Raw genomic sequence first — 12,378 nt, forward strand, 5'->3', positions numbered from 1 at the left:
ATAAACGCCCAAAAAAAGGCAAGACTATTCTGCAATTAAGAAAGGTCGTTCCAGATCGCTCAAAAAGGTTAGACTGGCGCAATATTATTATTGATGAAACGCTTCGAATATTTTTCGCCAGCGTCATCCTTTTCACGATTTTTGTAGGCGTCGGTATTAAAAATACGATTTTATTTTAATGGCGCGTGCTCTTTTTGACAATTTCCAGGAAATATCTCATCCGCATTATGTTTATTCATGCTTCTCAGCATTAGTTCAGTTAGTTTCATCAAGAGAAAAGTTATCAGTTATGGCATTTATGGATGAATAAAAATTCAAAAAAATAGCCTGAGCCCGTTTTAGTACCGAATTCAAGCCATGTTAACAAAAAGCTAAAATTTGCAGGAAGTTACGCTCACCGCAACGTGCAACCCTACTGATTTATTCCAGATGTTGCTTTAATTCAGAAGAGGCTTGGCTGATCGCGGTGCGCACTGTTGGTTCCTTACTCAATGCATTTAATAATCCATAATCGTGAATCATGCCATTATAACGCGTCACAGTAACGGGTACGCCAGCGGCATCAAGCTTACGGCCAAAGGCTTCACCTTCGTCACGTAATACATCCAACTCCGCTGTTTGAATCAACGTAGGCGGCAATCCTTTCAGCTGATCGGAGGTGGCACGCAGCGGCGATGCCAGAATATTATTCCGATCAGTTTCTGACGTTGTGTAGCTGTCCCAAAACCATTTCATCATGTTTTTCGTCAGAAAATGGCCCTCAGCAAACTGTTCATAGGAAGCATCATCAAAGCGGGCATCGGTTACCGGCCAAAACATAACATCGTAGCGAATAGCCGGAGTTTTGAACTGCTTCGCCTGCAACGCGACAGCAGCGACCATATTCCCACCAACACTGTTACCGACCAGAGCCAGTCGCTTGCCATCGACTCCGATCTCAGCGCCATGCTCAGCTACCCATTTTGTTGCTTCATATGCCTGCGTAATCGCTACGGGATAATGGGCTTCGGGTGATGGATCGTAATTCACAAACACCGCTGCTGCACCGGATTCATTCACTAAATCGCGCACCAGTCGTTCATGGGTTGGGAAATCGCCCAGTACCCAACCGCCGCCGTGGAAGAACATAAATACGGGTAAGGTACCTTTGACGTTGGCAGGTTTTACGATGGTCAGTTTCAGCGGTTTACCCAGCACATTAATTGTTTTCTCGGAAATCTCTGCGGGCGGTAATACCACCCCTTCCTGGGCACCGGTTAATACGGCACGTGCGTCTTTAGGTGACAGTTGCTCAATCGGTTTTCCGTTACCGCTGTTCAGCACCTTCAGAAAGGCCGCTACGCCAGCGGTAGGTTGGGGAATATTCTCAACAGGTGCGGCCCATGCATTCACGACCTGACTTGCTAAAAGTAAAGCGCCGGCGGTCATTTTCATTTTCATTACTTCCCCTCTAATTGCTTGCTATTAAGTAGTGCGCTATTTAGTTTTTGAATAGTGGCATGCCGCTTCTAAGTTGTAAACTATTAAGTAGCGCACGATTTAATACTAACGAGTCTCTCTCGTCATTTGCCCCTTGTTTCCTCTTGAGCACCCTCATCCTTTATTTTTATAATTAACCCTATATTCAGATAGTTATCTTAATTTTAGTTCTTCGCTAACGTATATTCTCGACATATTGATGGCATCGATACGTTTTACTTATCTGTCGATAAAAGCCGTTTTTTTACTCGTATAACGGACTATTCCGGCCATATCGGGCGGCTGCGGTTATGTATAAGCTGGCTAAATGCGGCGTTTTTAGGTGAGTTTATGCTTCTGGCAAGTCATGTGATTTACGTCAAAAACTGCGGTCGGATTATTCTCAATTGCAAGGTAATAAATAACGGAAGGTAATTTACTTTGAGCAAAATCAATTTTCCTCGTCAGGCACTGAGGCAGGCTGAGTAACCTTGTTTAGCCTGACGGAGATAACCGGTTTGTTTATTCCTACTTCAACTGTCTGTCGTATGACTGGCATCCTTCCTGCAACGCTCACCAGTTGGCAGACAGCTTCACTCATTAAACCTCCTTGCTCAGAAGGCTACAGTGAGTCACAGGTTGCGCAAATCAGGGTCGTCCGCGCGCTCACGTCATCCGGTGACACGCTCAGTGAAATCTCTACATTGCTTAACGAGTCATGGCATTACCGCCCCAGCGGCTGGGAATTGCGTAGACAGGAATTTATTATTCACCTTCAGTATGGAACAGATGAAACGCGGTCACGTTACCTGTGGAAACTCTATACCCGCTACAGCCCGGGCGATGTTTTAGCCTTCATGCTTACTCCATTGGTTCGATGGCTTTGTAGCGGTAACAGGGAGGAATTGCGCGCCCGTTGTGTTACCTGTCTGCTCAGTCATGCGCTGCGGTTGATCAAAGCAAAACAGGGTTTAGAACATGTTAAACCCGTGCTGAATATGGCGGAGCTTATCAAGCATTATTCCACAAGGACGACTCGTTGCCTCCGACATCTGAATTCCTGAAGACCGGTGTTGCTACGGCTCCGCATTGCACTCTCGCCTTTACGGTCAGTCTTATTCACCTATCCATAGCCGCTTTTGGGGTGAAGCAAGAGCAGGGACGCTCACTCGCCTGGCAAAAACCGATTGATCACTCGTTCGCTATTTCATGAACCCGCTCACTTATAAACGCCTCGGTCTGAATGCATTCTGTGCCTTAAGCCCCCTTTTCTCTGCGAATAAATCCATCACTCGTTAAGCTCATCCATCAACGTGTTATCGTTTTCATTCATAAAACCGATTTTATTAACAAATCTACACTTTATTTATCGCTTACCCGCTCGCCCTGTTATCGTTTTCGCGGTAGATTTCTATTTCATTATCATTTTTATTCAAGTGTTAGGGAGTTTGGTCGATGCTGGTGGGTTTCAAAGCGCTTTCAAAACATTATGGGATTGAGCTGGCTCAGCCTCTGCGTGTTGAGTCATCTATTGGCACAGTACGAAGCAGCCATGACAGTAATGACCGCGTAGAAAACAAATATCCGCCAAGTTATCGCCCTAATGACGATTTCTCCGGTCACTTTGAGTTTGGACTCAAATACGAAGAGATTCATCTGGAGTTCTTTGCCAGACTTTTTACCGCAACCGGTCCTGAACCCATCGAGATGTGGTGTCGGCGCGAGCCTTTTGGGCAATATGCTCGCCGAACGGGGTTTCTGTATGAATGGCTGACAGGCGTGACATTGAATGTGCCGGATGTGACAAATGGAGGCTATGTCGATGCTATTTCACCTAAAAAATATCTCACGCGAACCGCAGTAAAAAGAGCGAAACGCTGGCGCATCAATGACAATTTGCCGGGGTCAGCCGGTTTCTGCCCATTCGTTCGTCGTACACCCGCAGTAAAGACGGCGTTATCGTTTGATGTGACAGCCGCACTGGCCGATTTAGATAACATTTTCGGCGCGGATATCCTGATGCGCACAGCCAGTTGGCTCACCTTCAAAGAGTCCCGAGCCAGTTTTCTCATAGAGAAAGAAGCCGATCAGGCAGATCGTATACAGCGGTTTGCCCATGTTATTGCTCAATATTGTGGTCAGATTGACGATCCTCTAAACGATACCAGCCTGCATGCCCTGCAAAAGGGAATACTCGGGCATGATGCACTGGGATTGGGTTTGCGGCGTTCACCCGTTTTTGTTGGGCAAGCAACGATGCGTGAAGACATCGTCCATTACGTTGCCCCGCAGTTTGAAGATGTCCCGGAATTCATGAATGGACTTAAAGAATTTGAGCTGGCTACACGAGGTGCTGAGCCTCTGGCCCGCGCTGGCGTTATCGCCTTTGGCTTCGTTTACATTCATCCGATGCGCGATGGGAATGGCCGTATTCATCGTTTTTTAATTAACGATACCTTAATACGCGATCGCGCAGTGCCGGATGGCGTCATTCTGCCGGTCTCTGCCACCATCACCAGCTCACTGAATTTTCGCGTTGGGTATGATCGTACGCTTGAAGTTTTTTCGAAGCGATTGATGCGCAGATACGCAACCTCGTATCGTTTTGGTAAGATTATTCACTATGAAGACGGCACGCCGAGTAACTTCTATTTCACTGATTATGAGGATGCACGTTTCGCCTGGCGCTATCCCGACTTAACAGAACATGTGCTGTATACCGCCCGTGTGATTGAGCATACGGTGCGCACTGAAATGGCTGATGAAGCCAGAGTTCTGGTGATTTTCCAGAAGGCACAAGAGCGACTCAAAGACGTGCTTGAAATGCCGGATCAGGATGCCAATCGCATCATCCGTTCACTGAAAGAAAACGGCTGGCGGCTATCCGGCAAACTGAAAAAGAATTATCCACAGCTTGAGGATATAACGCGCGCGCAACGCGTTGTGGATGCCGTGAGATCCGCTTTTGAGGATGATGACATTTAGCGTTAGAAGTGGCTTTTACGGACAAGCGGCTGTTTCAAATGAGAATGACGTTGAGACCATCTTAACCCCTAAAAAGCTGCCGCCTGGCAAAACCTGGCCAACAAAAGTGCATTGTTACTGCGCCTAACGTTTAGCATCTTCAGTATGCGTAGCGTGCGGGCTACATACTGTTGTCAGGCGCAATACCTGGCCTCATACCGGCTTGATGTTCTGATTCATCCGAAAGAGATTCGTCGGGTCGTACTTATTCTTAAGCTCCACCAGTCGATTGTAGGTGGCTCCGTAAGCGAAAGAAATACGGTCGGTCTCCTCTTCGGTGAGAAAGTTGATGTAAACACCACTGCTGGCAAACGGTTGTGATTTAGCGAAGAATTCGCGCGCCCAGGCGATGCAGTGTGCATCCTCGGCGGCGGTCTCCCAGCGACCGTGCACATTCATCACGTAATTGGCATCCCGGCTTGAGTAGGCCATTGCCTCGGGCGCTACGCTGGCTGTCTGGCCTCCTATTGTTGCGATAAATATCTCACACTGAGGTGACGGTAATCTGGCCGCGTATTCGATAATGGCATCGATAACACCGTCACTGATTTGCGAGAAGTTGTGAGACTTCCAGTAGTTGCGTGCCCCTTTTGACAAAAGCGGATCAAATGCCTGCTGCCAGGCGATATAAGGCTGCACGCCGATGTGCTCGCCGAGCACCGTGCCAAACCCGTGCAGCGGCTCGATAAGCTTCTCTCCCTCTTTAGGGTCGCCCACATAGCACAGAGCGAGCGCGATCATCTCTTTCCCGTGAAATGCCTCAGGCAGGAAAGGTAGCGGAGGTGCCTTGCGCGTGACCATCCAAACATTGAGCTCATCCGGCATCGTCTCGGTGAATCGGGCGAACTGCGAGATCACTTGCTTTGCCTGATCAAACGCAAAGACGATGAGCCCACTCAGTACGTTCGGCCCAACGGGATGGAGTTGGAATTCGAAGCGAGTAATAACACCGTAATTACCGCCGCCACCTCGAAGCCCCCAAAAGAGATCCGCGTTTTCTGAATCGCTGGCGTGCAGTTAGCTGCCATCTGCCGTGACGACCTCTGCGGAAAGCAGATTGTCTACGGTCATACCGTACTTCCGACTCAGCCAGCCGAACCCGCCGCCGAGTGTCAGGCCGGCCACACCTGTAGTCGAATTGATGCCCAAGGGCGTGGCAAGCCCATGTTCCTGCACGACCTCATCAAACTCGTTAAGAGTACAGCCTGGCTCGACGCTGGCCCTTCTGGTGGTCAGGTCCACGTGTACTCCCTTCATCAGCGACAGGTCGATCATCAGGCCGTCGTCGCATACGGCATTACCTGCAATGTTGTGTCCACCTCCTCGGATCGAGATAAGAAGATTTTGCGTGCGCCCAAATTGGATGGCCTGAACGACATCCTCAGGTGATGTGCAGCGGGCGATCAGCGTGGGTTTGCGGTCGATCATGGCATTCCAGATCTGGCGCACTTCGTCGTAGTTTGCATCGTCAGGAAGAACCACCTCGCCCAAGAAATGCGTTTTGAATTCGTCGATATCTGCCTTTAGTAAAGCCTCCATGATTGTCTCCACCAATGTGTATTCCTACTAATTATGGCGGTTTTCCCAAATCCTGATGGTTTGAGGGGTATTAATTAGGGAGTTTATTTACGTTGGTTGTAATCAGGATCAGCACTGGACCACTTATCTGACTGAGGCTGCGCTGCGCGCGATGGGATATGAAACGCAAAAGGAGGTCTGCGGTGCGAAAGCGGGTCAACCCTATCCCTGAATCAGTGATCGACCCCCGCTTTCGGCACTTATTTTCTTCGCTGCAATGTAATGCGGGTCAACTCTGATGGGCGCCCTAATCGCACCGCCACGCCTGGCCACAGCGCAGTTCCGTTGTTCACGTAGAGCTGCATGCCATCTACATTGTACAAACCCGAAACAAAACCCGCGTTGGGTTTAGCAAACAGCCGATCAAATCCGACAATCAAACCACCATGTGTATGGCCAGAGAGCTGTAAATCGATTTTCTGCAGCGCATTTTGCCGGGCATTACGTGGTTGGTGATCGAGCAGAATCACCGGCGCATTTTCCGGTGCACCTCTTAGCGCTTTCGTCAGGTCCGGGCCGATCGTATTTCTTCGCGATGCTGAAGCATCAGGCAGGCCGGCAATCACCAGCTCTGCGCCATCCCGTTTAATGATCGTGTGGCTGTTCAGCAACGGATGCAACCCCAGTGAAGCCAGATGATCGGTCCATCGTTCCTGCTCAAAGAAATATTCGTGATTCCCAGTGATGGCAAACACACCATCTGGCGCATTCAACCCACGCAGCGGCTCAACATCTGCTCTGCGGTTTTGCAGGGTGCCATCAATCACATCACCTGTAACAACGATTAGGTTCGCGTTAAGCGACATCGCTCTTTTCACCAGCGCCGCAGTCCATGTGGCATTAAAGAGCTTAGTGATGTGCAAATCGGTCAGCTGAAGCAACTGGTAACCTTCGAATTCAGCAGGAAGATTCTCGATTTCAATGGCCACATCTTTTACCGGGGAACGCGTATCGCCTGATGAACGCTTATCGCGCCAAGCGCAATAGCAAATAGCGCTGCCAGGTAACGCACACCGGGCGCAATCTCCAGGGGATGTCGGAACAACAGCGACATCACCGCCACGGCATCAATCAGTAATTGCGTCATAGCGAGAAATAAAACCGCACTGAAGGCCCAGTTGAACAGAATGATCACCGTTCGGGGCATTTCAGGTGAAAAAATACCGCCCGCAGTAAATCGGCTTATCAAAAGATATTGTGAAGCCAGCAACACCAGCAAGGATAAGATAACTTTTAACACCAGCGGCATGGCTAATGGCAAAACAAAACGTGCGATAACATACCAGCTCGGTATGCTGAAAATCAGATGAAACATCACTCTCTTTCCTGGTTCAAATACGCGCATTCAGCGCAAAAAAATTAACCCGCATTTTTGGAGTTTGTGGTTGAAACGTTACAGAACGGACAAGGTTAAAGACCTGGATAGGCCTTCTGTCAGGGTTGCCATCAACCGCGCCGGGCGAACCTCAGTTCGCTGATCTGACGCTGTCGTTTGTACTGCGCCGCCTGCGTGGGGAAATCACGGTATCCGTCGCAGACGCCCGACTCTTTCGCCAGTTCTCCCGTTGAGAACGCGATAAATTGTTCTTCACATGGCTACTTGACTCTGACACCCATGTCAGGGCTCAGCATAGCCAGAAATTATTTATATCAGGAGGCTTTTTATGCTGCTGCATTTTTTAATTCACGCTGTTTCCACTATTTTAGCGCTGCTTTCTGCAACCCTGCTGGCGGCAGAAAAACACTGTACGATCACAGCCCCGGACGGCGTGCAAATTACGGTTCAAGAATCTGATAATCTTGACGAATAACCTGTCATGCCCACTATTATTTCTTTTTCTAAATTGGAGCTCTAATAAACGCTCTTATTAAGCATTTTAGGTGATTAAAGTGCTTTAAAAAGCGCTTAAACAGAGAGATCCTTCTCCAGGCAACTGCTACAATAAAAGCTGATAAAAACCTCTACCCACCCTTATTGATTTTAGGAGCTGTTTTTATGTCCCTTAATCTTTACTCTGAATCAGCATTAATGACAGAGCTAGGGCAGCGTCTCAGGGAACATCGGTTACGCAGAAATATGCTGCAAAAAGAGCTGGCTCAAAAAGCCGGGATCTCTGTATCGGCATTAAAGAAACTGGAAAATGACGGAAAAGTAACGCTTGAGAACTTTATGAAGGTGGTTTTTGCCTTACGGCTGGAAAGAGAGATGATGAATCTGTTTACGCCCCGGCGATGAGCATTGCTCAGGTTGAAGCCCTCAAAGCGCCAATTCGGCAAAGGGCAGCACGGCGTAAGTAGAAAACCAACAAGGACTACAGCAGAGAAGCGTAATGAGAGAGATAAAAAATAACTATTCGCCCCTTCAGCGGCTGGAAGTCATCTATGAAGGCTGGGGTGAAAACTGGCCACTTGGCACCCTTGCGGCGGGCAGGCAACGCGGGGAATGGTTGTTTGAATATTCGGAGCAGAGCATTCAGCGCGGCATTGAATTCTCTCCCTGCTTCATCCGCCCATCAGCACGACTTACGCCGATTTTGAACGTCATCAGGAAGGGATCCCCGGTTTTATTGCCGATTCACTGCCTGATGGTTGGGGCCGCTTGTTGATGGACAGACTTTTGCGGCGCAATAATATTGAGCCAGCGACACTTTCCGTCCTCGACAGACTGGCGATGCTAGGCAGCAATACCATGGGCGCGCTGACTTACCGACCGTTGGTGAAAGTGCCTGACCAGGAAGCGCAGCAGCAGAATATCAACGACCTGATTATATTGGCCAGAGAAATAGAGATCGAGGTAGCGGGTCAGGATTCTGAAGTGCTGCGAGAATTGGTGCGTCTCGGTGGATCACCGCATGGCGCTCGGCCCAAAGTGCTGGTGGAGTTTGATCCCACCAGCGGACGTATTCATTCCTCGCCCTTTACCGGTAGTGAGCCTTGGCTGATTAAATTCCCAGCGGCTCAGGAGGCGGCATGGGTATGTGCGCTGGAGGAAGTTTATGCGCGTATGGCTCGGCAGGCGGGCATCCAGTTTCCTGAAAGTCGCTGGTTCTCACTGGAAGAAGGACTGTCAGCGTTCGGCGTTAAACGTTTTGACCGGCATAGAGGAATGCGTGTTCCTACGCTCAGTATGGCGGGTGTACTGCAGGCGGACTTCCGCCTTCCCTGCCTTGATTACACTGACATCCTTCGGGCTACGGGAATGATCACCCGTTCAGCGGCAGAACGAGAAATCCAGGCGCGTCGCATGGTGTTTAATGTGATCATGAACAACCAAGATGACCACGCCAAAAACTTCGCGTTTACGCTCAATCAGGCCGAAGAGTGGCAAGTTTCACCCGCCTATGATCTCACCTTTCAAATGGGGCCGGGCGGTCAACATCAGTCTTCCGTAGCGGGTTACGGCAGTCAAATCAGTCGTAAGGCGCTTATTAAGGCTGCAAAAGCTGCGGATATTAGCGAAAAAACGCTGAACACAATCATTGAGGAAGTCTGCGACGTAGCAGCCTCGTTTGTGGCCACCGCCAAGTCCTTGGGCGATGCGATTCCCTCGGCTGTGATTAAAGCAACGTCAGCGAAGATTGAAGCCACGATCAAGGCGCTTTAGCCACGCTGAGGACATTGCTATCTCGGCGTATATCTCCACTCGGCTTAACTGAAATAAGATGAAGAGCGCTAAAAAATCAACTGAAAGGCCGGGTAAAACGCCTCTCAGTTGATCAGGATTTTAAGACTGGATGAAAGCAAGTAAGTCAGCGTTAATCACATCTGCATGGGTAGTGTGCATGCCATGAGGATAGCCGGGATAAATTTTAAGCGTGCCATTGGTTAACAACTCATCCTGGAGAACAGAGGCATTCTTATAAGGAACGACCTGATCGTCATCACCTTGCAGAATGAGCGTCGGAACGGTAATGGCCTTGAGATCATCAGTTTGATCGGTTTCTGAAAAAGCTTTAATCCCTTCGTAATGCGCTTTAGCACTGCCGTTCATACCCTGGCGCCACCAGTTCTGAATCGTTCCCAACGAGAGTTCTGCGCCACTTCGGTTAAAGCCGTAAAAAGGCCCAGACGCAACATCGAGAAAGAACTGAGCGCGGTTAGCCGCGAGCGCACTGCGAAAGCCATCAAAAACGCCGATCGGCGTACCGCCGGGATTGTTCTCCGTCTTGACCATTAAGGGAGGAACCGCACTGATTAAAACCGCTTTCGCAACCCGACCTTGTGGCTGGCCATACTGCGCTACGTAGCGTGCAACTTCTCCGCCTCCGGTCGAGTGACCGATGTGAACCGTGTCTTTTAAATCCAGATGTTCAACAACGGCTGAAGCGTCAGCGGCGTAATGATCCATATCATGTCCATCACTCACTTGATCCGAGCGGCCATGCCCGCGACGATCAATAGCAATAACGCGGAAGCCTTTTTCCAGAAAAAATAACATCTGTGTATCCCAATCGTCTGCGCTTAACGGCCATCCATGATGAAAGACAATGGGTTTTGCATGCTTGGGGCCCCAGTCTTTAAAAAAGATATTTACGCCGTCTTGGGTCGTTACGAATGACATAGTGCGAACTCCTCAGTTGTACGAAGAAAAATCTATACGGATGCTTGGCTTTGCGTATGAGACAGGGGCGCGAGAAGTGGGGCTAAAACGTCAAGTGTTCAAAGAGATAGGCAGCGAATCTAAAAGGTGTTCATCACCTCCGTCGCTGTACGCATGAGATAAAAGGTAGTTTAGATATGAGTACCGATGATCATTGTTTGTGCGGTTTAGGACTAAAGAGCGGGAAGTCGGCGGGTTTGCGCCTGTGAAAAATAAAGTATAAACAGTAAGTTAATTATCAATAAGCCATTAGAGTGATCGGGTATCGCCATAATAATGCTGACGATACCCGACATCTTATTCACTCACGCGATAGCGATCCAACCAGTGTGCATAAGGCGCGGGTAATACCCAAGATGCTTTCTCTTTTTCAATGCGAGTGCAGCATTGTAGGCCCAATTTGGATTAGCAAGGTGCGCTCTGCCTACCATCACTAAGTCCAGTTCACCTTTTTCAATCGTTTGATTGGCGATAACCGGCGAATCAATACCCCAGGCAGAAGCAACCGGGATCTGAGCTTCTTTTCTCACGCGCGCCGAGATCGGGGCGAGGAAGGCGGGTCCCCACGGAATGTTTGCATCCGGTGTTGAGAATCCGATACTCACGCTGAGCAAATCCAGGCCAGCTGAACGTAATTGTTTAGTTAGCGCAATAGACTCCTCTAACGTTTCTTCGTCACGGCCATCAAACTCCAGCACACCAAAACGCGCGGTTAAGGGCAGATTTTCAGGCCAAACGTCACGCACGGCATTAAAAGTTTCATTCAGAAAACGACTGCGGCCCGCAGCATCACCACCATATTGATCGGTACGCTTATTAGCGTGAACAGAGAAGAAGCTCTGTGCCAGATAACCGTGTGCAAAATGCAGCTCCAGCCATTCAAAACCAGCATCGCGCGCGCGCTTTGCAGCCAGCACAAAGTCATTACGCACTCGGGCGATATCATCCAGCGTCATCTCTGCAGGCACCTGCGGCAGGTTGTTGCCAAAAGCAACGGCCGAGGGAGCGATCGTATCCCAACCACGTCCATCTTCAGCCGCGATATGATCGTCGCCTTCCCACGGTTTGTTGGCGCTGGCTTTACGTCCTGCATGGCCAATCTGAATGCCAGGCACCGCGCCTGCCGCTTTGATTTCACGTGCGATGTGGGCCAGTTCAGCGGCCTGCGCGTCATTCCAGATGCCGAGGCAAGCTGGCGTAATCCGCCCTTCTGGGGAAACAGCCGTAGCTTCGACGATAACTAAACCCGCACCGCCACGCGCAAGGCTGGTGTAGTGCACGCGATGCCAGTCATTAGCCACGCCGTCTTCGGCGCTGTACTGGCACATCGGCGGAATGGCAATTCGATTGCGTAATGTGACATCTTTCAATGAAAACGGAGAGAATAACCCTGACATTCAAACCTCTTTATTAGTAACAATTTCAATAACAACTTTGCCGCTAAAGCTGCGATATTTCAGCGCGAGCAATTGCTCTGGCAATTTTTTAACGAGAACGTTAGCACCGTCTCACCCAGTAGTTTGCCTTGGGCCAGCGCAATAAGCATTAGCTGAGCTTGCGGTGTTAAATGTTGCCACTGTTCGGCATTCCCATGGATATGCAGGGTCGTTGATACCCTCTGGCTGATTCACCGGGCAGGATGGCCGCTTTCACGACATAGCGAAGAGGCCATTGTGTTTTTGCGTGAGCACGTTCAATGAATATTAATTTATATCGAT

At 49.5% G+C, this 12,378-nt stretch carries 10 protein-coding genes and 2 pseudogenes; 6 read left to right on the forward strand and 6 right to left on the reverse strand.

What is annotated here, in order from left to right:
• Positions 1 to 420: 420 nt before the first annotated feature.
• A complete protein-coding gene (locus KQP84_RS00855; protein WP_215844830.1) occupies positions 421 to 1,440 on the reverse strand; it encodes an alpha/beta hydrolase in 1,020 nt (339 codons plus the stop codon).
• 536 nt (positions 1,441 to 1,976) lie between these two features.
• Here KQP84_RS00855 and KQP84_RS26050 point away from each other — a divergent pair.
• The gene (locus tag KQP84_RS26050) at positions 1,977 to 2,522 is read left to right on the forward strand and encodes a MerR family transcriptional regulator (RefSeq protein WP_215844831.1); all 546 of its coding nucleotides are present in this window, start codon (positions 1,977 to 1,979) and stop codon (positions 2,520 to 2,522) included.
• 391 nt (positions 2,523 to 2,913) lie between these two features.
• Complete coding sequence (locus tag KQP84_RS00865) at positions 2,914 to 4,443, forward strand: Fic family protein (protein ID WP_215844832.1); 1,530 nt, start codon at positions 2,914 to 2,916, stop codon at positions 4,441 to 4,443.
• Positions 4,444 to 4,635: 192 nt separating this feature from the next.
• Here KQP84_RS00865 and KQP84_RS25885 read toward each other — a convergent pair whose 3' ends face one another.
• The 3 genes and pseudogenes from KQP84_RS25885 to KQP84_RS00880 all read right to left on the reverse strand — a co-directional run bounded on the left by KQP84_RS25885 (position 4,636) and on the right by KQP84_RS00880 (position 7,375).
• On the reverse strand, positions 4,636 to 5,340 hold the full coding sequence (locus KQP84_RS25885) for an FAD-binding oxidoreductase (RefSeq protein ID WP_215844833.1): 705 nt from the start codon (positions 5,338 to 5,340) through the stop codon (positions 4,636 to 4,638).
• Between the two features lie 159 nt (positions 5,341 to 5,499).
• Positions 5,500 to 6,021 carry an FAD-binding oxidoreductase gene (locus tag KQP84_RS00875; protein ID WP_215844834.1) on the reverse strand — a complete coding sequence of 174 codons (522 nt, stop codon included), beginning with the start codon at positions 6,019 to 6,021 and terminating at the stop codon, positions 5,500 to 5,502.
• A gap of 239 nt (positions 6,022 to 6,260) precedes the next feature.
• Positions 6,261 to 7,375 (reverse strand): annotated as a pseudogene (locus tag KQP84_RS00880) (metallophosphoesterase).
• A 349-nt stretch (positions 7,376 to 7,724) separates the two neighbouring features.
• On the opposite strand from KQP84_RS00880, the gene KQP84_RS00885 reads away from it, so the two are divergent.
• From KQP84_RS00885 to KQP84_RS00895, 4 genes are all read left to right on the forward strand, one after another.
• Positions 7,725 to 7,871: a hypothetical protein gene (locus KQP84_RS00885; protein ID WP_215844835.1), complete on the forward strand. Its 147-nt coding sequence runs from the start codon at positions 7,725 to 7,727 to the stop codon at positions 7,869 to 7,871.
• Positions 7,872 to 8,056: 185 nt separating this feature from the next.
• Positions 8,057 to 8,296 carry a helix-turn-helix domain-containing protein gene (locus KQP84_RS00890; RefSeq protein WP_252515090.1) on the forward strand — a complete coding sequence of 80 codons (240 nt, stop codon included), beginning with the start codon at positions 8,057 to 8,059 and terminating at the stop codon, positions 8,294 to 8,296.
• 94 nt (positions 8,297 to 8,390) lie between these two features.
• Complete coding sequence (locus KQP84_RS24895) at positions 8,391 to 8,666, forward strand: hypothetical protein (protein ID WP_252515091.1); 276 nt, start codon at positions 8,391 to 8,393, stop codon at positions 8,664 to 8,666.
• Positions 8,627 to 9,664: a type II toxin-antitoxin system HipA family toxin gene (locus tag KQP84_RS00895; protein WP_370661464.1), complete on the forward strand. Its 1,038-nt coding sequence runs from the start codon at positions 8,627 to 8,629 to the stop codon at positions 9,662 to 9,664. Before KQP84_RS24895 ends, KQP84_RS00895 begins: the two co-directional genes overlap by 40 nt.
• Before the next feature lie 120 nt (positions 9,665 to 9,784).
• Here KQP84_RS00895 and KQP84_RS00900 read toward each other — a convergent pair whose 3' ends face one another.
• Both KQP84_RS00900 and KQP84_RS00905 read right to left on the reverse strand, forming a co-directional pair.
• On the reverse strand, positions 9,785 to 10,621 hold the full coding sequence (locus KQP84_RS00900) for an alpha/beta fold hydrolase (RefSeq protein ID WP_215844836.1): 837 nt from the start codon (positions 10,619 to 10,621) through the stop codon (positions 9,785 to 9,787).
• A 336-nt stretch (positions 10,622 to 10,957) separates the two neighbouring features.
• Positions 10,958 to 12,057, reverse strand: a pseudogene (locus KQP84_RS00905) (NADH:flavin oxidoreductase/NADH oxidase).
• Between the last annotated feature and the right edge of the window lie 321 nt (positions 12,058 to 12,378).

This window comes from Candidatus Pantoea bituminis (genome assembly GCF_018842675.1).
GTDB classification, from domain to species: domain Bacteria; phylum Pseudomonadota; class Gammaproteobacteria; order Enterobacterales; family Enterobacteriaceae; genus Pantoea; species Pantoea phytostimulans.

Excerpts from the sequence above, each read along its gene's own strand:
- KQP84_RS00855 (WP_215844830.1), bottom strand. The coding sequence starts at position 1,440 with ATGAAAATGAAAATGACCGCCGGCGCTTTACTTTTAGCAAGTCAGGTC.
- KQP84_RS00865 (WP_215844832.1), top strand. The coding sequence starts at position 2,914 with ATGCTGGTGGGTTTCAAAGCGCTTTCAAAACATTATGGGATTGAGCTG.
- KQP84_RS00875 (WP_215844834.1), bottom strand. The coding sequence starts at position 6,021 with ATGGAGGCTTTACTAAAGGCAGATATCGACGAATTCAAAACGCATTTC.
- KQP84_RS00885 (WP_215844835.1), top strand. The coding sequence starts at position 7,725 with ATGCTGCTGCATTTTTTAATTCACGCTGTTTCCACTATTTTAGCGCTG.
- KQP84_RS00890 (WP_252515090.1), top strand. The coding sequence starts at position 8,057 with ATGTCCCTTAATCTTTACTCTGAATCAGCATTAATGACAGAGCTAGGG.
- KQP84_RS24895 (WP_252515091.1), top strand. The coding sequence starts at position 8,391 with ATGAGAGAGATAAAAAATAACTATTCGCCCCTTCAGCGGCTGGAAGTC.
- KQP84_RS00900 (WP_215844836.1), bottom strand. The coding sequence starts at position 10,621 with ATGTCATTCGTAACGACCCAAGACGGCGTAAATATCTTTTTTAAAGAC.